Raw genomic sequence first — 20,540 nt, forward strand, 5'->3', positions numbered from 1 at the left:
GCAGTACGACCCCGTGCGTAAGACCAGAAGACCCACCATCACCCCAGCCCAGCTTCGCGGCCTCACCCAGGCCCGCTACAGCCGTCGGGACACCCTCAGGTTCGCCGGACTCTCCGCCGCGGCCCTGGCCCTGGCCGGTTGCGGCGTCGAGGGCCAGGGCCAGCAGGCCCCCGCCTCGGAGAACTTCTGGGCGGACAAGAAGAGCAACGGCCAACTCCGCTTCGCCAACTGGCCGCTCTACATGGACCCCGAGAAGCCGGAACTCAAGCAGTTCACCGAGACGACCGGCATCGAGGTCGAGTACAGCGAGTCCATCCAGGACATGCCGTCGTGGTTCGGCGAGATCCAGCCGCTCCTGGCCAACGGCGACGACATCGGCGCCGACCTGATGGTGCTCACGAGCGGCCAGGAGCTGAACAAGCTCATCGCGCTGGGCCACCTCGCGCCACTGGACCACGACCAACTGCTCAACTTCGCCGAGTTCGCCGGTGACACGTACAAGATGTCGGCGTACGACTACGGCAACCGGTACACCGTGCCCTACGCCTCCGGCATCACCGGCATCGCCTACGACCCCGAGCGCGTCGGACGCGAGATCACCTCCCTCAAGGACCTGTGGGACCCCGAGTTCGAGGGGCGGGTCGGCATGTTCCGCGACCCCCAGGAGATCGCCAACTTCGGCCTGCTCTACAACGGCGTCGACCCGGCCGACTCCACCCCCGAGGACTGGAAGGCCGCCGCCGACGCCCTGAAGAAGCAGCGCGACGACGGCATCGTGCGCGCCTACTACGAGCAGGACTACGTCCAGCCGCTCACCAACGGCGACATCTGGATGACCATGGCCTGGTCCGGTGACATCTTCCAGGTCAACGCCGAGGAGGGCACCAACCTGAAGTTCGTCATCCCCGAAGAGGGCGCCACGCTGTGGACGGACAACATGACGATCCCGATCACCGCGCAGAACCCGGTGGACGCTCTCATGCTGATGAACTTCTTCTACAACCCCGACATCGCCGCGAGCCTCGCCGAGTACATCAACTACATCTGCCCGGTGCCGCACGCCCAGGAGGTGCTGCGCGACAAGGCCGAGGAGCTGAGCGGCGAGGAGAAGCAGGCCCTGGAGGACCTGGCGGACAGCCCGCTGGTCTTCCCCACCCAGAGCGACTACGCCAAGCTGCACAACTACGTGCCGCTGGACGTGGAGGCCGGTGAGGACGAGGAGTTCAACTCCACCTTCCAGGCGATCACCCAGGCGTAGCCGACCATGACACGGTTGAGAAGTAAGGCCGCCCCGTACCTGCTGGCGCTGCCCGCGTGGCTCTGGCTGGGTATCTTCTTCGTGGTGCCGATCATCGGACTGCTGTGGATGTCCCTGATGACCGGCAACATCATCACGGGGTTCACGCCCACCTTCAACGTCGCGGTCTACCCGGAGGTGGTCACCACCTACTGGGAGCAGATCCTGCGCTCCCTGGGCTACGGACTGGCCGCCACCCTGCTGTGCATCGCGGTCGGGTACCCGGTGGCCTACTGGATCGCCTTCCACGGGGGCGCCCACAAGTCCACCTACCTGCTGCTCGTCCTGCTGCCGTTCTTCGTCACGCAGGTGCTGCGGACCATCTCCTGGAAGTTCCTGCTCGCCGACAACGGGCTGGTGCTGGGGCCGTTCAAGGCGATCGGGCTGCTGCCCGAGGACGCCCGTGTCCTCAGCACCGCGGTCGCGGTCGTCTTCGGCCTGGCCTACAACTTCCTGCCGTTCATGATCATGCCGATCTACGCGGTGCTGGAACAGGTGGACCACCGGGTCGTCGAGGCCGCCTACGACCTGTACGCCTCCCGGTTCCACGCGTTCGTCCACGTCATCCTGCCGCTGTCACTTCCGGGGGTCTTCGCCGGAGTGCTGCTGGTCTTCGTGCCCAGCAGCGCCGACTACGTCAGCGCCTCGGTCCTGGGCGGCACGAACAACACCATGATCGGCAACATCATCCACTCGCAGTACCTGGTCAACAACGCCTATCCGACCGCCGCGGCCATCACGTTCGTACTGATGGCGGTCCTGCTGATCGGTATCTTCAGCTACGCCAGGGCTCTGGGCACCGAACGCGTGATGGAGGTGCAGGCCGGATGAGCGCCACTGTCGCAGAGAGCACCGGGCGGACGGCCGCGCCGCGCCGGTGGCGGCCCCGGATCAGTCTGGGCAAGCTGTTCACCTGGGCCGTTCTGGTCTGGCTGTTCGTGCCCATCGTGGGCATGATCGCGTTCAGCTTCAACGACATCTCCGGACGCCAGAACGTCACCTGGCAGGGGTTCACCCTCAAGTGGTACGGCCAGGCGTTCGCCTACCCGGACCTCAACCAGGCGCTGCTCAACACCCTGGTCATCGGGTGCTCGACGATGCTCGTCTCCGGCATCGCCGGCAGCCTGCTCGGCCTGGCGATGGGCCGGTACCGGTTCCGCGGTCAGCAGGTCAGCAACCTGGTGATGTTCGCGGCGATCTCCGCGCCGGAGGTGGTCATCGGTGCGGCGCTGCTGTCGCTGTTCCTCACCGTCAACCTGACCACCGGTCTGGCCACGGTGATCATCGCGCACGTCATGTTCACCGTCTCGTTCGTGGCGATCACGGTGCGGGCGCGGGTCATGACGCTGGACCCCAAGATCGAGGAGGCCGCACGCGACCTGGGCGCCGACAGTTGGACCACGTTCCGGCTGGTGACCTTCCCGATGCTGTTCCCCGCGATCATGGCGGGCGGGCTGCTGTCGTTCGCGCTGTCGGTGGATGACTTCATCATCACCACCTTCGTCAGCGGCGACCTCAGCACCTTCCCGCTGTGGATCTGGGGAGCCACCCGGGTCGGCATCCCCCCGCAGGTCAACGTGATGGGCACGCTGATCTTCGTGGTGGGTGTGCTGCTCACCATCACCAACGTCGTCCTCGCCCGGCGGCGTTCCTGACCCCGTCCCCCCGACCACGGCCGAGTCTGTTCCACGTACCGACGAGAAGAGTGATATCCCGTGTCCGCAACCGCACGCCTGGCCGCCGCCGCGCTGGCCGACGCCGAGCCCCGGGTGTTCTGGCAGGACCCCGGGGTCGCGGACCACGAGGTTCCGGAAGCGCGACCGGCGCTGAAGGGGCACATCACCACCGACCTGGCCGTGGTCGGGGGCGGGTTCAGCGGCCTGTGGACGGCGCTGCTCGCCAAGGAGCGCGACCCCGACCGCGACGTGGTGCTGCTGGAGGCGCGCACCGTCGGCTGGGCGGCGTCGGGCCGCAACGGCGGGTTCTGCGAGTCCAGCCTCACCCACGGACACGCCAACGGCGTGGAGCGCTGGCCGGACGAGATCGCCGAACTGGAACGCCTGGGGCACCAGAACCTGGACCGCATCGCCGAGGCCGTCGAACGGTACGGCATCGACTGCGAGTTCGAACGCACCGGCGCGATCTCCGTCGCCACCGAGGAGTGGCAGGTCGCCGACCTGGCCGAGGACGCGCGGCGGATGCGGGAGTTGGGCTACGACGTGGTCGACCTGGACGCCGACCAGGTGCGCGCCGAGGTGGACTCACCCACCTACCTGGGCGGGGTCCACGACCGCGACGGGGTGGCCATGCTGCACCCCGCGAAGCTCGCCTGGGGGCTGCGGGAGGCGTGCCTGCGGCTGGGAGTGCGGATCTTCGAGCACACTCCGGTGCGCGCGATCCGCTCCGAGCCGGGACGGCTGCGCCTGGAGAGCCGCGGCGGGTCGGTGGCGGCCCGCCGGGTGGCGTGGGGGACCGGCGCGTTCCCCGGCCCGCTCCGGCGGCTCAGGCACTTCGTGGTGCCGGTGTACGACTACGCCCTGATGACCGAACCGCTGACCGCCGAGCAGCGCGAGGCCGTCGGCTGGGCGAGCCGCGCGGGCCTGTCGGACGCGGGCAACCAGTTCCACTACTACCGGCTCACCTCCGACAACCGCATCCTGTGGGGCGGCTACGACGTCATCTACCACTACGGCGGCAGGGTGCGCCCCGAGTTCGACCAGCGGCCGGAGACCTTCCGGGCGCTCGCAGAGCACTTCTTCACGACCTTCCCGCAACTGGAGGACGTGCGGTTCACCCACACGTGGGGCGGGGTGATCGACACGTGCAGCCGGTTCTGCGCCTACTTCGGCACCGCCTACGGCGGCCGTCTGGCCTACGCCGCCGGTTTCACCGGCCTGGGGGTGGCGGCCACCCGCTTCGGGGCCGAGGTCATGCTCGACCGGCTCGCCGGGATCGAGACCGAACGCACCCGCACCGCGATGGTCCGCAGCAGGCCGATCCCCTTCCCGCCCGAACCCCTCCGCTACGTCGGCATCGAGCTGACCCGCCGGTCCATCGCCGCCGCCGACCGCAACAACGGCCGCCGCAACCTGTGGCTGCGCGCCCTGGACGCGGTGGGCATGGGGTTCGACAGCTGATCCGTCCTTCCTGGAAGGGATTTCCGGGGACCGGAGCCCCGCAGGAGGAAACCGGGACGCTTCCAGCCGGGTCACTCTGTACGGCACAACGGGTCATCTGGTCCCCGGAGCCGTTGGGAACCTTGATGACGCGCTCTTTCCCCTGACCTTCCTGACGGAAACCCGGTCCCCTGCGGTCGCCCATGCCGGCGATCTGACCGAGGTTCGAGTCTCGGGTTCGCGGCGGGTGCGATTCCGCCGCATTCCGGCGGGGCCGGGGTGTTCCACGGAACTCTTCAGAAGTGGGATACCACGGGTGGCCGGTCGAGGCGCCCCTGGGCGCCGAGTCCGGACGCGGCCCCGCCTTCCCGCACCTGAACAATCCACCCGCATCACAGGGCGCTGCCTTCCTGGGGTGGCCGGTGTTCTTTCGGCTGGTTCGTCTGTGGGGGCGCGCCTGGGCTCGGCGCTGGGGGCGCCTCGACCAGGCGCGGCCAGCCGGTGGTGGCTCGTCCCGGACGGCTGGGGTGGAATGCCCCATCCCTCCCCGGGGTCTCCGCGAAGACCCCCGCGCCCACCGCGGAACCGAACACCCACACCTCAGTGAGACACCCTCTGGTGGGACATTCCCAGCAGTCGAGCCGCGTCGCGCTGGCTGGCACCGGTGCTCAGCAATTCCGACACGGCTCTGTCCAGGGCGCGCCGTACCCGATCCTCCGCCTGTTTGCGGAGCCGCTGTGCCTCGGCCACTTGAGGAACGTCCAACAGCGTGGTTACGGCGTCACGGGCCATCTCCTCGGCGTCGGCCAAGGTGGTGCCGAAAGTGTGTGTCCGGAGTCGGGGGACGTCGACTGACCATGCGCGCCCATCGCGTTCACACCAAGCCTCGTAGTGGTGCTCCGCCTGGTTCGCAGGTCCCCCACCCCCTGGATGATCTTGCGGTCATCTCCGGGATGTCCCTGTGGCGGCCGATGGGGAACAGGAAGTCACCAACCCGGTAGACGCCGTGCCTACCGCCGTGGCGCGTCCAGTAGGCAGAACACGAGTCCGACCGGACAGCACTCACCGCTGCGCCCGCAGGGCCTGGACCAGGCTGGTCAGGCGGTGGACCGGGTCGTCCAGTTCCCGCACCACGCCCATGACCCGCTCGTCGTCCACGGTGCGCTCGCGCACCCCCTCCAGTTTGTCGTTGATCTCGTTGACCAGCGCGGACAACTCGGCGACCACCGTCTCCACCCCCGCGGTGTCCTGGGACAGGTCGCGCCGCAGCCAGTCGGACTGGCTCTGCAGTTGCCGCTTGAGGCGGTCGAGTTCCAAGAACACCTCGACCTTGGCGCGCAGCAGCCACGGATCCAGCGGCTTGGTCATGTAGTCGACGAACCGGCTGGCATATCCCCGGAAGACCCGGTGGCGGTCGATGCCCTCGGCGGTCAGGAAGATGATCGGGACGTCCTTGGTCTTCTCCCGCTGCTTGATGTGGGTGGCGGTCTCGAAACCGTCCATCCCCGGCATGACCACGTCCAGCAGGATCACCGCGAAGTCCCCTTCGAGCAGTGCCTTCAGCGCGGCCTCACCCGAGCTCGCCCGCACCAGGTTCTGGTCCAGCGAGGTGAGAATGGCCTCAAGGGCGGTGAGGTTCTCCTCTCGGTCGTCGACAAGGAGGATGTTGGCCTTGTAGGGCACGGTCACTGCTCCCGGCTCGTTTCGGTGTCGTCGTTGTCCTGATCCAACCACTGACGCATGACATCCAGCAGGTGGTCGAGGTCCACCGGTTTGGTCACGTAGTCCGACGCGCCCGCCTCCAGACTGCGTTCCCGGTCGCCCTGCATGGCCTTGGCGGTGAGGGAGATGATCGGCAGGTCCGCGAACTGCGGCATCTCCCGGATGGCGCGCGTGGTGGCGTTGCCGTCGAGTTCCGGCATCATGATGTCCATCAGCACGAGCGCGATGTCCTCGTTGGCCTCCAGCTTCTCGATGCCCTCGTGGCCGTTGTCGGCGTAGAGCACCTCCAGGCCGTGCGCCTCCAACGCGCTGGCCAGCGCGAAGACGTTGCGGATGTCGTCGTCGACGATCAGGACCCGCCTGCCCGCCAGGACGTCGTCCGCCGCGGTCTCCCGCTGCGCCTCGTCCGCGTCGTCCGAGGGCGACGCCACCGAACTCCCGGCGGTGAGCACCGGCACCGGTTCCGGCTCGTCGGGCGCCTCCAGGGAGAGCGGCTCGCTCTCGGGGGCCGTCTGCGGCGCCGCCTGCCCGTCGGGCAGCGGAACCAGGTCGGAGGGGGAGTCGATCGGAGCGAACACGTCGGTGCCGTTCAGCGACTGGTACATCCGCTCCGTGGTGCCCTCCGGCAGCCGCACCGGCAGCAGCAGCGTGAACGTGCTGCCCTCCCCGAGCACACTGTTCACCCGGATCTCACCGCCGAGCAGCTCGGCCATGTTCCGGCTGATGGACAGCCCCAGACCGGTTCCGCCGAACCGCCGACTGGTACCGCCGTCGCCCTGGTGGAACGCCTCGAAGATCAACTGGAGCTTGTCCTCGGGGATGCCGATCCCGGTGTCGGTCACCGAGAACGCGATGACCTCGTCGGTGTCGGCGAACATGTCGAGGTCGGCGTCCTCCAGCGCCCACGCCGGTTCGATCAGCAGCCGCACCTCACCGGTGCTGGTGAACTTCACCGCGTTGGACAGCAGGTTGCGCAGCACCTGCTGGAGCCGCTGCTCGTCGGTCCACAGGTGGTCCGGGATGTCCGGGGACACCTCGACCGCGAACGCCAGCCCCTTGTCGCTGGCCATCGGACGGAACGACGCCTCGACGTAGTCCACCAGCTGACTGATGGACACGTTGCTGGGGCTCAGCTCCATCCGTCCCGCCTCGACCTTCGACAGGTCCAGGATCTCGTCGATGAGCTGCAGCAGGTCGCTTCCGGCCTTGTGGATCGTCTGGGCGAACTCCACCTGCTTGGGGGTGAGGTTCTGCTCGCTGTTGTCGGCCAGCAGCCGCGCCAGGATCAGCAGGCTGTTGAGCGGGGTGCGCAGCTCGTGCGACATGTTCGCCAGGAACTCCGACTTGTACTTGGAGGACACCTGGAGCTGGTGCGCCCGGTCCTCCAGCGACCGCCGGGCCCGTTCGATCTGCCGGTTCTGCAGCTCGATGGCGCGGTTCTGGCTCGCCAGCTGCCCCGCCTTGCTGTGCAGTTCGGCGTTCTTGCGGCGCAGCTCCTCCTGTTGCCGCTGCAGCTCGTTGGAGCGCTCCTGCAGCGCGGTGGTCAACTGCTGGGACTGGGCCAGCAGGTACTCGGTCTTGGAGTTGGCGAGGATCGTGGTGATCGTGGCGCTGATGAGACTGACCAGTTGGCGCAGGAAGTTGAGGTGGATCTCCCGGAACTCGCCGTAGGAGCCCAGCTCGATCACGCCGAGCACCCGGTCCTCCGACAGGATCGGGAAGACCGCGATGCTCAGCGGCGGAGCCTCGCCCAGCCCCGACTCGATGCGCACGTAGTTGCCGGGAACGTTGTGGACGATCATCTCCTTGCGCTGCGCGATGGACTCCCCGGCCAGGCCCTGGCCCACGGTGATGCGGCGGCGCTGCTCGCTGGGCTGGTAGCCGTACCCCGCGTAGAGCCGGAAGGTCTCGGTGTCGTTCTCGTCCTCGGGCAGGAAGCAGGCGCCGTGCTGGGCGTCCACCAGCGGGGTCACCTCGGTCATGATGAGGCGGGCCAGGTCGTTGAGGTCGCGGTGGCCCTGGATGAGACCGGACAGGCGCGCCAGGTTGCTCTTCAGCCAGTCCTCGTCGCGCTGCGCCGCGGTGGTCTCCCGCAGGTTGGACACCATCAGGTTGACGTTGTCCTTCAGCGTGGCCAGCTCGCCGCGCGCGCTCACCTGGATGGACTGCGTCAGGTCGCCGCGGGCCACCGCGCTGGCCACCGACGCGATCGCGCGCACCTGCGTGGTGAGGTTCTTGGCCAGTTCGTTGACGGTGTCGGTGAGCTCCTTCCACACGCCCGACACCCCGGCCACCTTGGCCTGCACACCGAGCTTGCCCTCGCTGCCCACCTCGTAGCCGACGCGGGTGACCTCCAGCGCGAACGTGGAGAGCTGGTCGACCATCGTGTTGATGGTGTCCTTCAGCTCCAGCATCTCGCCCTGGGCGTCCACGGTGATCTTCTTGGTGAGGTCGCCGCGCGCCACGGCCGTGGTGACCTGGGAGATGTTGCGCACCTGCGTGGTGAGGTTGTGCGACATCGAGTTGACGTTGTCGGTGAGGTCCTTCCAGATGCCGGAGACGCCCTTGACGTTGGCGCGTCCGCCGAGCTTGCCCTCGGTGCCGACCTCGCGCGCCACCCGCGTCACCTCGTCGGCGAAGGAGTCCAGTTGGTCCACCATCGTGTTGATGGTGTCCTTCAGCTCCAGGATCTCGCCCTTGGCGTTCACCGTGACCTTCTTCGTCAGGTCGCCGCGCGCCACCGCCGTGGTCACCACGGAGATCTGCCGCACCTGGTGGGTCAGGTTGTTGGCCATGGAGTTGACGTTGTCGGTGAGGTCCTTCCACACTCCCGACACCCCGCTCACGTGCGCCTGACCGCCGAGCTTGCCCTCGGTGCCGACCTCGCGCGCCATGCGGGTGACCTCGTCGGCGAACGCGGAGAGCTGGTCGACCATCGTGTTGACGGTGTCCTTCAGCTCCAGCATCTCGCCCTGGGCGTCCACGGTGATCTTCTTCGTGAGGTCGCCCGCCGCCACCGCCGACGTCACCTGGGAGATGTTGCGCACCTGGTGGGTCAGGCTGTTGGCCATGGAGTTGACGTTGTCGGTGAGGTCCTTCCAGATGCCGGAGACGCCCTTGACGTTGGCGCGTCCGCCGAGCTTGCCCTCGGTGCCGACCTCGCGCGCCACCCGCGTCACCTCGTCGGCGAAGGAGTCCAACTGGTCGACCATCGTGTTGACGGTGTCCTTGAGCTGGAGCATCTCGCCCTGGACGTCCACGGTGACCTTCTTGGTGAGGTCGCCGCGCGCCACGGCCGTGGTGACCTGTGAGATGTCCCGCACCTGGTTGGTGAGGTTGTCGGCCATGGAGTTGACGTTGTCGGTGAGGTCCTTCCAGATGCCGGAGACGCCCTTGACGTTGGCGCGTCCGCCGAGTTTGCCCTCGGTGCCGACCTCGCGCGCCACCCGCGTCACCTCGTCGGCGAACGTGGAGAGCTGGTCGACCATCGTGTTGACGGTGTCCTTGAGCTGGAGCATCTCGCCCTGGACGTCCACGGTGACCTTCTTGGTGAGGTCGCCCGCCACCACGGCCGTGGTGACCTGTGAGATGTCCCGCACCTGGTTGGTGAGGTTGTCGGCCATGGAGTTGACGTTGTCGGTGAGGTCCTTCCAGATGCCGGAGACGCCCTTGACGTTGGCGCGTCCGCCGAGCTTGCCCTCGGTGCCGACCTCGCGCGCCACCCGCGTCACCTCGTCGGTGAACGCCGACATCTGGTCGGCCATCCGGTTCACCGAGGACGCCAGTCGCAGCAGGTCGCCGTGGAGTTCCCCGTGCCGGCTGGACAGGTCGACCCGCTGGGAGAGGTCACCGTTGGCCACCGAGTCCAGAATCCGCGCCACCGAGGTCACCGGTTCGCTGACCTCGTCGAGCATCTGGTTGAGCGCGCGCACGCTCTTGCCCCAGGCGCCCCGGGCCGGACTGATCGAGATGCGCTCGGAGAGCCGCCCGTCGGAGCTGACCACCCTGCTGGCCCGCTGCAGTTCGTCGCTCAACTGCTCGCAGTGGTCCAGCACCTCGTTCAGGACCCGCGCGATCTCTCCGTACCTGCCCCGGCCGTGAGGGGTGAGGCGGACCGCGAAATTCCCGTCGCGCATCTTGTAGAGCGCGTCGAGGAGCATGTCCAGTTCGTCCTCCGACACGGTCCGACTCTTCATCCTGGGCATCGATCCCCTCCTCCACCAGCCGAAGTGTTGCGGTGTGCGTCCGAGACGTGCGGCATCACCCAAGAGAGTCTCCGGCCCTAGAACTCACCAACGACCACGGTGCACTACGTTAATCAGACACCTGCTTATTACTATGACGTTTTGGCAGCGTGATGGAATTTCTCCACCGGTACGGACCGGTGCGAAAGCGTCCCAGCCCCCGACGCCGCCCACAAACGGACATCATCGCCCAATCCCCCGCCAGTAGGGCAAGGGCGACGCATTCGACAGTCTGATCTGCCAGCCCGCCGAAGGAACCCACGGCTCCGCCATGCCACACGATGCTATGAAAGTCGCCCACAGGGAATTCTCGCCCAGCCCCGAGACGGTGGGCGAAGCGCGCGTGTTCGTGCGTGACACGCTGCTCGAATGGGACGTGCGGCGCGGAGCGGACGAGGTCATCCTGCTGACCAGCGAGCTCGTCACCAACGCGGTCGTGCACGCCGGAACCACACTGGAGTTGACGGTACGGCTCCTGGGCGACGATGTGGAGATCGTCGTCGCGGACCGGGTCCCGCAGCGGGCGCTGCCCAAAGCCGGACCGCTCAGGGTCAACCTGTCCCCCGGCGAGGAGGTCCACAGAGGCGGGCTGGGGCTGGCGCTGGCCGGAGCGGTCGCCGACACCTGGGGAGTCAGCTACAGCAGGAACGACAAGGCGGTCTGGTTCCGGATCGCGGTCGGCGAGGACGCCGACGACAGCGCGCAGGCCGCGCTGACGCCGCCGCTGGCGGTCAGCGGACGCGCCCGACCGGGGCAACCCGAGCCGTGGGCGCGGCTCGACACGCTGCTCTCCGCGCGCCTGACCCTCCCCGAACTGCTGGAACGGGTCGTGGAACACGTCAGGGCGGCCCTCGGCGGGGACGCCGCCTACATCGCGCTGGCCACTCCCGGCGACACCGAGTGGGAGATGGCCGCGGCCGTGGGACTGTCCTCGGGGCCGTGGCGGCCCTTCCGGAGCCGCACCGAGGAGACCTTCCCCGCCTCCACCCCCGAAGCCCGCCCCGTCATCAACGACGACCTGATGATCGCCCGCGCGCACCGGGGCATGCTCGCCGCCGCGGGAATGCGCTCCCTGGTGACGGCGCCGCTCAGCGTGGACGGCAGGATCACCGGACTGATCGGGGTGGCCTCCAAACGGGTCCGGCACTTCGGACAGACCGCCGCGCAACGGCTCCAGGAGGGCGCCGACCGCATCGCGCTCACCGTGGAGCGCGCCCGCCTGGCCCAGGTCGAGATCCACCGCCGCGCCTCCCTGAGCTTCCTGGCGGAGGCCAACGACCTGCTGTCGGGCACCCTGGACGAGCAGATGACCGCCGCGCTGGCCGCACAGTTGAGCACGTCGCGTCTGGGGCACTGGTGCGTGGTGCACATCGCCGACGACCTGGGCGCGAACCGTCTGGCGTTCGCCATGCACCGGGACGAGAACATCACCGACGTGCTGCGCGACCTGGTGGGAGCGCTCATACCCGAGGAACGGAAGGAACCCGGGGCGCTGTGGCCGATCGAGGACATCGTGGCGGCGGGCCTGGGCGACGCGCTGAGCCTGGAGTTGGCGCACGGACCGGGCATCAGCCTGCCGCTGACCGCGCACGGCCGCGCTCTCGGCCGGATCACCATCGGCAGGGGCGTGGGCGAGGAGTTCCCGCACGAGGACGTGGACCTCGCCGCCGACCTGGCCCAGCGGGTGTCCTCGGCGATGGAGAACGCGCGGCTGTACTCGGCCCAGACGTCGATGAGTGAGGCGCTGCAGCGCAGCCTGCTGCCCGCCAGGGAGAAGCAGCCGACGATCCCGAAGGTGGACTACGCGGTGTTCTACCAGCCCGCGGGGGAGCGCACCGTGGTCGGCGGGGACTTCTACGACCTGTTCGCCACCGACGGCCGCTGGTGTTTCGCGATCGGCGACGTCTGCGGGACCGGCCCCGAGGCCGCCGCCGTCACCGGACTGGCCCGCCACACCCTGCGCGCCCTGGCCAGGGAGGGGTTCTCCCCCGCGCACATCATGCACCGGCTGAACCTGGCCATTCTGGAGGAGAACATCACGACCCGCTTCCTGACCATGCTGTACGGGGAGATGGCTCCGATCGACGGACCGACCGCGGGCAGGGGCATGCGCATCCGCCTGGTCTCGGCCGGGCATCCGCTGCCGCTGCGGTTGAACCGGCACGGCGAGGTCGCGACCCTGGCGACCTCGCAGCCGCTGCTGGGGGCCTTCGAGGACGTGGACTTCTTCACCGAGACCGTCGAGGTGGCGCCCGGCGACGTGGTGCTCGCGGTGACCGACGGGGTGACCGAGCGGCGCAACGGCGACGAGATGCTCGGCGACGAGGGGCTGGTCAAGATCTTCTCCGGCTGCTCGGGACTGACCGCGCAGGCCGTCATCTCCCGGATCGACCGCGAGTTGGAGGCGTTCGCGTCCGGAGGGCACACCGACGACACGGCGATGCTGGTCCTGCGGTTCGTCTGACCGCGGTCCCGTCGGCAGCGGTCCCCCACCGGCCGGACGGTTCCGGGGACTTCGGCGGCGGGATCACCGCGGACCGAAGTCCTCGGGGCCGGGACCGGGGCCGCCGGGGCGCGGACTGGGCACGCCCGCGTCCTCGGCGAGCTGGTCGTAGCGGGTCTCCGGGCTGAGCGGCACCCGCGACCGGTAGGCCGCCCGGGCGATGGCGAATCCGCCCAGGGCGGAGGTGGTCAGTTGCAGCACGACCGCGACGAGCGTCTTGGCCGCACCCCACCAGCTCGGCATCAGCGCGGCCACCCCGATCAGGGTCAGCACGACACCGAGGGTCGCGGCCTTGGTGACGGCGTTCAACCGGCTGTAGGCGTCGGGCAGGCGCAGCAGGCCGATCCCGGCCACCACGGTGAGTCCGACCCCGACCGTGGCGGAGATCACTCCGATCGCGGTTCCCACGGCTCCTCCCTCCTCGACGTCCGGGACCTTCCGACCATCCGGGCCAGCCAGACCGTGGCGATGAACCCGACGAGCGCCGCCACGAGGACGATGTCGAACACCCACTCGCTGCCGACCCGCGCGCCGACGAGCGCGGTCATGCTGATGAACACGAAGAAGCCCAGGTCCGAGGCGACCAGTCGGTCGGCGGCCGTCGGACCGCGCACGACCCGCACCACCACCATCACGAAGACCGCCCCCAGCGCGGCCAGTCCCACGTCGATGAGGATCACGGCGCCTCCCCGCTCCGCGAGGAACGGCGCGGACCGTCCTCCGGAGGCTCCTCGACCTCCCCGGGCCTGCGCATCGCGGCCAGCAGGCGGGTCTCGGTGGTGCGCAGCGAGGTCCGGAACTCCTCCGGGTCGGCCGCGTGCGTGCCGTGGATCCACAGCGCCGGGGGTTCACGGCGGACCGCGATGACGAGGGTCTTGGGGGTGAGTGAGATGAGGTTGGCGAGCACGCTGATCTCCGGTTCGGTCCGGGCCCGCAGGTCGAGGCGCACGATCCCCGGGGCGAGTCCGCTGCGGGGGGTGAGGATCTCCCGCGCCATGTGGGCGTTGGCCTCGACGAGGTGCCCCAGGAAGTACCCCAGGAACACCAGGACGCGCCACACCCGCCCGGGCGCCTCCGCGGCCGCGCGTACCAGGGACCTCATCGTCGACTCACCTCCGCCGCGTAGGAATCGGTGTTCGCCAGCCCCTCCGCCGCCGTCTCGCACCACTGCAGCACCGGCCCGGGGAAGACGCCCACGGCCAGGGTCACCGCCGTGAGCAGCGCGGGAGCCAGGAGCAGGGACACGGGAACCCGGGGCGCCTCGGAGTCGTCGCCGCTCCTCTCGGCCCTGTCCCAGAAGACGCCGTTCCAGATCTTGGCCATGGACATGAGGGTGAGGAGGCTGACCACGACGGCGACCGTCGCGACCACGTACTGCTGCTCCGCGACAGTGGCCTGCACCAGCACGAACTTGGCGACGAACCCGGAGAGGGGCGGAAGCCCGGCCAGGGAGAAGGCCGACGCGATGAAGAGGAACGCCAGTACGGGCTCGCGTCTGCCCAGCCCGCCGAGCCGGTCGAGACGCCCCGTGGAGTGGACGGTCTCCACCGCGCCGGTGGACAGGAACAGCGAGGCCTTCACCACCATGTTGTGCAGCATGTAGAAGATCCCCGCGGCCAGTCCCGCGGCGCCGAACAGGGCCACCCCCAGCAGGATGTAGCCGATCTGGCTGATCATGTGGAAGCTGAGGATCGAACGCGTCGTCTTCTCGCCCACCGCGCCGAGGACGCCGACGACCATGGTCACCGTGAACACGACCAGGCCCAGCCACAGGTAGCGCGTGTCACCGTCGTAGAGCACCGCGTAGACGCGGTAGACCACGTAGATGGCGACCTTCGTCTGGACGCCGGAGAACAGCGCCGAGACGGCCGGGGAGGTGTACGGGTAGGTGTTGGCCAGCCACCCGTGTACGGGGACCACGGCCGCCTTGACGAACAGCGCGAGCAGCACCGCCGCGCCCGCGACCGCCACCGCGGGCGCCTCCCGGGCCGCGCCCGCGAGGGCGCCCGTGTTCACGGTCCCGGTCAGGGCGTAGACGGCGGCGACTCCGGCCAGCAGCAGGGTCGACGCCAGAAGGCTGACCGTCAGGTACAGGCGGCCCGCGGCGATCCGGGACCGGCCGCCGAACACGCTGAGGAGCGCGTAGGACGGCACCAGCATGACCTCGAGGAAGACGAAGAGGTTGAACAGGTCCGCGGTGAGCAGGGCGCCGTGGACCCCGCCGGTCAGGACCAGTACCAGCGACGCGAAGTGCCGCTGGCGCGTGTGGCCCGACGCGGCGGCGTGGCCGGTGCAGGCGAGGATCAGCAGCGACGTGGTGACCAGCATCAGGGAGCTGAACGCGTCGGCGGCGAAGGTGATCACGAGCCCGCCGGGCCATCCGCCGACCGTGTGCGTCAGCACCGCACCCTCGCCCGTGGCCGCCAGCAGCGCGCAGCTCCAGCCGAGAGCCGCGGTGAGCACGGCGAAGAGCACACCGGTGCGCAGGCCCGCCGACCGCGGAAGCCACGCCAGGAGCGCCGCCGCGCCCAGCGGGCCCGCGGCGGCCAGGGGGAGCAGCGCGTCCGTCACGGCTCCTCCTCGGTGTCGTCGTCGCCGCCTCCCCGCGCCGCCAGGGCCAGCAGGAGGATGGTGATGCCGAAGGTGATGACGATCGCGGTGAGGACGAACGCCTGCGGAATCGGGTCGGTCAGGCGCTCCAGCGGCGCGGACCCGGCGATGGCGGGCTCGCGCCGGTCCGTTCCGCCGGATGACAGCAGCAGCAGGTTCACGGCGTGGCCCAGCAGCACGAACCCGAAGGCCACCCGCACCACGCCGCGCTGCAGCACGAGGAACACCCCTCCGGTGACGAGGACGCCGACCCCCAGGGCGAGGATCATGTCCGCTCCTCCCTCCTCGGGTCGCCGCTCTCCTCGGAAGGAATGTCCATACGGTTCACCGCCGTGACCACCAGGCCGATGACCACCAGGTACAGGCCGACGTCGAAGAGCAGGGCCGTGCTGACCCCGACGGTGAGGTCGAACAGCGCCACCTCCCCGTGGAGGGAGCGCAGGTAGGACCCCTCGACGAACCCCAGCAGGCCGGTGAGCGCGGCGACGAGAAGCCCGAAGCCGACCAGCGGGGGGCCGAGCCGCCGCTCCGAGAGCAGCGGCGCCCCCGGCGCGGAGACGTGGGCGAGCGCGATCCCCGCGCCGCCCACGAGACCGGCGACGAAGCCCCCGCCGGGGGAGTAGTGGCCTCGGAACAGCAGGTAGACCGACAGGGCCACCACGATCGGGGAGAGCAGGCGGACCCAGACCCGGATCACCATGAGGTTGTCGGCCTCGTTGTGGATCGGGCCGCCGCCGGTCCTCGGACCGGTCCAGCCCGAGGGCGAGGTGCCGTGCAGCAGCGCGGCGAGGCCGAGGGCCACCACGGCCAGCACCGTGACCTCGCCGAGGGTGTCCAGGGCGCGGAAGTCCACCAGGACGGTGTTGACGGCGTTGCTTCCGCCGGTCAGCTCCTCCGTCTCGGTCAGGAAGTAGCGGCCGCCGGGGGAGAGCTCCCGTCGGCCGGTGAAGGCGTAGGTGCCCGCGGCGGCCACCGCGCCGCAGGCCACCGCCACACCCAGGACCACCGCGGTGCGCGTACGCCGCACGGGGTGGAAGGAGGTGGGCAGTCGGCGCAGCACCAGCACCGCGACGGCGACGGTGAGGACCTCGATGAGGAGCTGGGTGAGCGCCAGGTCGGGAGCGCCGAGCAGCAGGAACCAGACGGAGACGACGAAGCCCACGAGTCCCATCAGGCTCACGGCGGCGACCCGGGAGCGCGCGACCATCAGGCCGGCCACCGTGGAGGTGATGATCGCGGCCAGGAACCAGTCCTCCACCACGGTCGCGCCGCTGATCCGCGGCCCCAGCGGCGGCCGGAGGAGGAGGGCGGACACCCCCAGGGCCACGAGGAGGGCGAGTACGGGCAGCAGGTGGCGGACGGGGGCGAACCCGGCCGTGGGCGCGCCCACCCCGGCTCCGAGGTGCACGACGGAGTCGTGGCCCCGGTCGAAGAGGTCCTCCGCCCGCACCGGGGTGTCCCACCGGTGCAGCCACCGGTCCACCGGGTGCCGGGCGAGGAAGAGGACCGTGCCCAGCAGGATGGTCAGCGCCGACAGCAGCAGTTCGGGGGACAGCCCCGGCCACAGGGTGAGGTGGGGGTCGGTCACGATGCCGTGCGTGGCGGCGATGACCTCCTCGACGAGCGGGTCCAGCACGGGCACGGCGAAACCCAGCACGATCCCGGCGACGGCGGCCACCGCCGCGGGCAGGAGGAACTGCCAGGTCGGTTCGTGCAGGCTGGGCTGCGTGAGAGGGCCGATGAAGGTCCCGTGGAAGAGCCGGAACCCGTAGGCGAAGGTCAGCGCGGACGCCAGGACGGCCACCCCCGCCAGCGCCTCCCCCAGCCAAGGGGGCCCCGAGACCTCCAGGAAGGCGGCGAGGATCTTCTCCTTGCTGACGAAGCCCAGCGCGGGCGGTATCCCGGCCAGGGAGAGGGCGGCCAGCGCGGTCAGGGCCGCCGTGACCGGCATGGTTTTGCGCAGGCCGTTGAGTCGGCGCACGTCGCGGCTGCCGGCCTCGTGGTCGATGATGCCCACCAGCATGAACAGCGTGGCCTTGAACAGGGCGTGGGCGACGGTGTGCACGGTGGCCGCCTCGAACGCCTCGGGGGTGCCCACCCCGATCAGCGCGACGAGGAAGCCGAGCTGGCTGACCGTCGAGTAGGCCAGCAGCGCCTTGAGGTCGTGCTGCTTCAGGGCCAGGGTGGCCCCGAGAAGCGCGGTGACCAGTCCGGTGGTGAGCAGCAGCACGATCCACAGCGGCCGGCCGGAGAAGGCCGGGGACAGGCGCATGAGCAGGTAGATCCCGGCCTTGACCATCGTGGCGGCGTGCAGGTAGGCGCTGACCGGCGTGCTGGCCGCCATGGCCGCGGGCAGCCAGAAGTGGAGGGGCACCTGCGCGGACTTGGCGACCGCGGCGAGGAAGACCAGCAGGACCAGGGCCACCCCCGGACCGCCGTCGGGGAGCAGTTCCGGGTTCTCCAGCAGGAGGCTGATCCGGGTGGTTCCGGCCGTCACCGACACCAGCACGACCGCGCCCAGCAGCGCCAGGCCGCCGGACACGGTGGTGAGCAGCGCCTGGCGGGCGGGCAGCACCGCGCTCGGTCCCGCGCCGCCGATGAGGAAGAACGAGCTGATCGTGGTCAGCTCCCAGAACACGAACAGCAGCAGCAGGTCGTCGGCCAGGACCAGTCCCAGCATGGCCATGGCGAACAGGCACAGCAGGGCGAACAGGCCGCGGTCGGGCGCGTGCTTGGGGAAGTAGCGGGTGCAGTAGGCCAGGATCAGCGTGCCCACACCCAGGACGATGAAGCAGAACATCAGGGACAGGCCGTCGAGCCGCAGCCGGAACGCCACGTCGAGGGTCGCAATCCACGGGAACTCCAGGATGACGGGGCGGCCCGCCAGGACCGTGGGCGCCTGGCTGGCGAACGCGCCGAGCAGCGCCAGGAAGAGCGCGGCCAGCGGCCATCCGGTCGTCCGTCCCAGCCGGTGCTGCAGTGGTTGGGCGATCAGGGCCGCGCCGCCGAGGGCGACGAGCGTCCACACGAGGACCAAGCCCTGCTCCCTCCGGTGCCACGGTCTCGACACGGCTCCCGCCGGGAACGGCGGAAGGAGATCCGAGCGCAGCGCCTACCCGTGGAAGCGACCGGTGAAACAGCCGGGGCGCCGACGGGGTCGGCTCACAGCCAGCCCATCTCGTCGGCCTTCCGGATCGCCGCGATGCGGTTGGCCGCGCCCGTCTTGGTGATGGCGCTGGACAGGTAGTTGCGCACGGTGCCCTCGCTCAGGTGCAGGGTGCGGGCGATGGCCGCGGCCGAGGCCCCGGTGGCGGCGGCGCGGAGCACGTCGGTCTCCCTCGCGGTCAGCGGGTTCTCCCCGGACGTCATCGCGGTGGCGGCGAGTTCGGAGTCGATGGAGCGGCCCCCCGCGTGCACCGTGCGGATGGCTCCGGCGAGCTGGTCGACGGGGGCGTCCTTGGCGAGGAAGCCACGGGCCCCGGCCGCCAGCGCGCGACGCAGGTAACCGGGGCGGCCGAAACTGGTGAGGACGAGGATGCCGCAGGAGGGAACCGCGTCCCGCAGTTCGGCGGCGACCTCCAGCCCGGTGGCCCCGGGCATCTCGACGTCCAGGACGGCGATGTCCGCGCGGTGCGCGGTCACGGCGGCCACGACCTCGTCCCCGCGGCCCACCTCGGCGACGACCTCCAGATCCTCCTCCAGGCCGAGCAGCGCGGCGATGGCTCCCCGGACCAGCCGCTCGTCGTCGGCGAGGACGACGCGGATCACGTGGCCACCTCCTTCGCTTCCGCCCCCTGCCGCGGGGAGGCGTCGCCGCGCACCGGAAACACGGCGCGCAGCAGGAATCCGCCGTCGTCGGTGCCCGCCGCCGAGAGCGTACCGCCGACCGTCGCGGTCCGCTCGGACAGGCCGGTCAGCCCGTTGCCGAACACCGCGGCCCGCCCCGGACGCACCCCGTCGTTGTACACCTCCACCACGCAGGCGCGGTCCTGTTCGGCCAGGGTGATGTCGCAGCGCCGGGCGCTGCTGTGCCGCAGCACGTTCGTGGCGCCCTCGCGGGCGATCCACGCGGCCAGGGGCCGCAGCTCCTCGGGCAGTGCCGCGTGGCCGCCGGTCACGGTCGTGTGGACGCCCGCCGCGGTGAGCACGGACCGCACGCTCGCCAGTTCGTCGGCCAGATCCACGTTCCGGTAGCCGCTGACGGCGGTGCGCACTTCACGCAGCGCCTCCCTGGCGATCCGCTGCACCTCCGCCATCTCCACGGCGGCGCGCCCGGGGTCGCGCTCGGCCAGCCGTGCCGCCAGCTCGCTCTTGACCGCGATACCGGACAGGCTGTGGCCGAGCAGGTCGTGCATGTCCCGGGCGAACCGCAGCCGCTCCTCGCTGACGGCGAGCCTGGCCCGGGCCTCACGGGCGAGCGTGGCCTCGCGCGCGATCTCCCACAGCCACAGCACCGCGAGGTTGCACACCAGGAACAGCACCGCCAGGAAGCAGGTGTACCCGGCGACCACCGCGACCAGCAGCGCGTCCGGGGCGGGCAGGAAGGCCAGGCGCACGGCCAGGAGCGCCACCAGCACCAGGGTGAAGCCCGCGATTCTGCGGCGCGTGGTCACCAGGGCCGCGATCGACCACCACAGCGCCGCGATCATCAGCGACCACGTGGTCGCGTCCATCACGGCGAAGAGCGCGAGGAGCAGCCCGAAGGAGCCGTAGAGGACCGCGTCGGGGCGGGCCGGGGGCCGGTCCAGTCGGGAGCCGACCAGCCGCAGCGTCAGCCACGCCAGCGCCACCGTGACCATGAGGGCGATGACGGCGGACCAGCGTGGGCCCACACCGAGCGGTCCGAGGACGCCCGGGGACGTGTCGTCGCCCGCGGAGGAGACCACGTACAGACCGCCCAGCGACACGATCATGACCGACACGAGGAAGAAGGAGCTGACCACCACCTTGCGGGAGAAGCGCAGCCGCCGCATGCTCCGGTCGTCGGCCGACGGTACGGCCGACACGTCCGAGTTCCGTGGTCGAGGCATCGAACCTCCCTTCTCGGG

15 protein-coding genes are annotated in these 20,540 nt (G+C 70.0%); 5 read left to right on the forward strand and 10 right to left on the reverse strand.

What is annotated here, in order from left to right; translation table 11 throughout:
- Positions 1-13: 13 nt before the first annotated feature.
- From NI17_RS21990 to NI17_RS22005, 4 genes are read left to right on the forward strand one after another with little or no spacing between them, the layout of a single operon-like run.
- Positions 14-1,258 (forward strand): ABC transporter substrate-binding protein, encoded by a 1,245-nt coding sequence (locus NI17_RS21990; RefSeq protein ID WP_369974982.1) that lies wholly within the window; start codon positions 14-16, stop codon positions 1,256-1,258.
- Between the two features lie 6 nt (positions 1,259-1,264).
- Positions 1,265-2,128, forward strand: a complete 864-nt coding sequence (locus tag NI17_RS21995; RefSeq protein ID WP_068690187.1) for an ABC transporter permease — start codon at positions 1,265-1,267, stop codon at positions 2,126-2,128.
- Positions 2,125-2,952, forward strand: a complete 828-nt coding sequence (locus tag NI17_RS22000) for an ABC transporter permease (RefSeq protein WP_068690189.1) — start codon at positions 2,125-2,127, stop codon at positions 2,950-2,952. Before NI17_RS21995 ends, NI17_RS22000 begins: the two co-directional genes overlap by 4 nt.
- Before the next feature lie 60 nt (positions 2,953-3,012).
- The gene (locus tag NI17_RS22005; RefSeq protein WP_068690191.1) at positions 3,013-4,434 is read left to right on the forward strand and encodes an NAD(P)/FAD-dependent oxidoreductase; all 1,422 of its coding nucleotides are present in this window, start codon (positions 3,013-3,015) and stop codon (positions 4,432-4,434) included.
- Positions 4,435-5,475: 1,041 nt separating this feature from the next.
- Here NI17_RS22005 and NI17_RS22010 read toward each other — a convergent pair.
- Together NI17_RS22010 and NI17_RS22015 are read right to left on the reverse strand one after the other, a co-directional pair.
- Complete coding sequence (locus tag NI17_RS22010; RefSeq protein WP_119268063.1) at positions 5,476-6,096, reverse strand: response regulator; 621 nt, start codon at positions 6,094-6,096, stop codon at positions 5,476-5,478.
- Between the two features lie 2 nt (positions 6,097-6,098).
- Positions 6,099-10,340 (reverse strand): HAMP domain-containing protein, encoded by a 4,242-nt coding sequence (locus tag NI17_RS22015; protein WP_119268050.1) that lies wholly within the window; start codon positions 10,338-10,340, stop codon positions 6,099-6,101.
- Positions 10,341-10,665: 325 nt separating this feature from the next.
- Here NI17_RS22015 and NI17_RS22020 point away from each other — a divergent pair, with 325 nt between their 5' ends.
- Entirely contained in the window at positions 10,666-12,843 is a 2,178-nt protein-coding gene (locus NI17_RS22020; protein WP_068690195.1) for a SpoIIE family protein phosphatase, read from the forward strand.
- A 63-nt stretch (positions 12,844-12,906) separates the two neighbouring features.
- On the opposite strand, the gene mnhG is transcribed toward NI17_RS22020, so the two are convergent.
- The 8 genes from mnhG to NI17_RS22060 form a co-directional block, all read right to left on the reverse strand.
- On the reverse strand, positions 12,907-13,290 hold the full coding sequence (mnhG, locus tag NI17_RS22025) for a monovalent cation/H(+) antiporter subunit G (protein WP_068690197.1): 384 nt from the start codon (positions 13,288-13,290) through the stop codon (positions 12,907-12,909).
- Positions 13,269-13,562, reverse strand: a complete 294-nt coding sequence (locus NI17_RS22030) for an MrpF/PhaF family protein (RefSeq protein ID WP_068690199.1) — start codon at positions 13,560-13,562, stop codon at positions 13,269-13,271. The genes mnhG and NI17_RS22030 overlap by 22 nt, the downstream gene beginning before the upstream one ends.
- On the reverse strand, positions 13,559-13,984 hold the full coding sequence (locus NI17_RS22035) for a Na+/H+ antiporter subunit E (protein WP_068690201.1): 426 nt from the start codon (positions 13,982-13,984) through the stop codon (positions 13,559-13,561). Before NI17_RS22035 ends, NI17_RS22030 begins: the two co-directional genes overlap by 4 nt.
- Complete coding sequence (locus NI17_RS22040; protein WP_068690203.1) at positions 13,981-15,453, reverse strand: monovalent cation/H+ antiporter subunit D family protein; 1,473 nt, start codon at positions 15,451-15,453, stop codon at positions 13,981-13,983. The genes NI17_RS22035 and NI17_RS22040 overlap by 4 nt, the downstream gene beginning before the upstream one ends.
- Positions 15,450-15,761, reverse strand: coding sequence for a sodium:proton antiporter (locus tag NI17_RS22045; protein ID WP_068690205.1), 312 nt, complete (start codon positions 15,759-15,761; stop codon positions 15,450-15,452). The genes NI17_RS22040 and NI17_RS22045 overlap by 4 nt, the downstream gene beginning before the upstream one ends.
- Positions 15,758-18,520 carry a hydrogen gas-evolving membrane-bound hydrogenase subunit E gene (gene mbhE / locus NI17_RS22050; RefSeq protein ID WP_234401841.1) on the reverse strand — a complete coding sequence of 921 codons (2,763 nt, stop codon included), beginning with the start codon at positions 18,518-18,520 and terminating at the stop codon, positions 15,758-15,760. The genes NI17_RS22045 and mbhE overlap by 4 nt, the downstream gene beginning before the upstream one ends.
- A gap of 134 nt (positions 18,521-18,654) precedes the next feature.
- Entirely contained in the window at positions 18,655-19,260 is a 606-nt protein-coding gene (locus tag NI17_RS22055) for a response regulator transcription factor (protein ID WP_068690209.1), read from the reverse strand.
- Entirely contained in the window at positions 19,257-20,522 is a 1,266-nt protein-coding gene (locus NI17_RS22060; RefSeq protein WP_068690211.1) for a sensor histidine kinase, read from the reverse strand. The genes NI17_RS22055 and NI17_RS22060 overlap by 4 nt, the downstream gene beginning before the upstream one ends.
- Between the last annotated feature and the right edge of the window lie 18 nt (positions 20,523-20,540).

The sequence above is a fragment of the Thermobifida halotolerans genome, assembly GCF_003574835.2.
Classification (GTDB): domain Bacteria; phylum Actinomycetota; class Actinomycetes; order Streptosporangiales; family Streptosporangiaceae; genus Thermobifida; species Thermobifida halotolerans.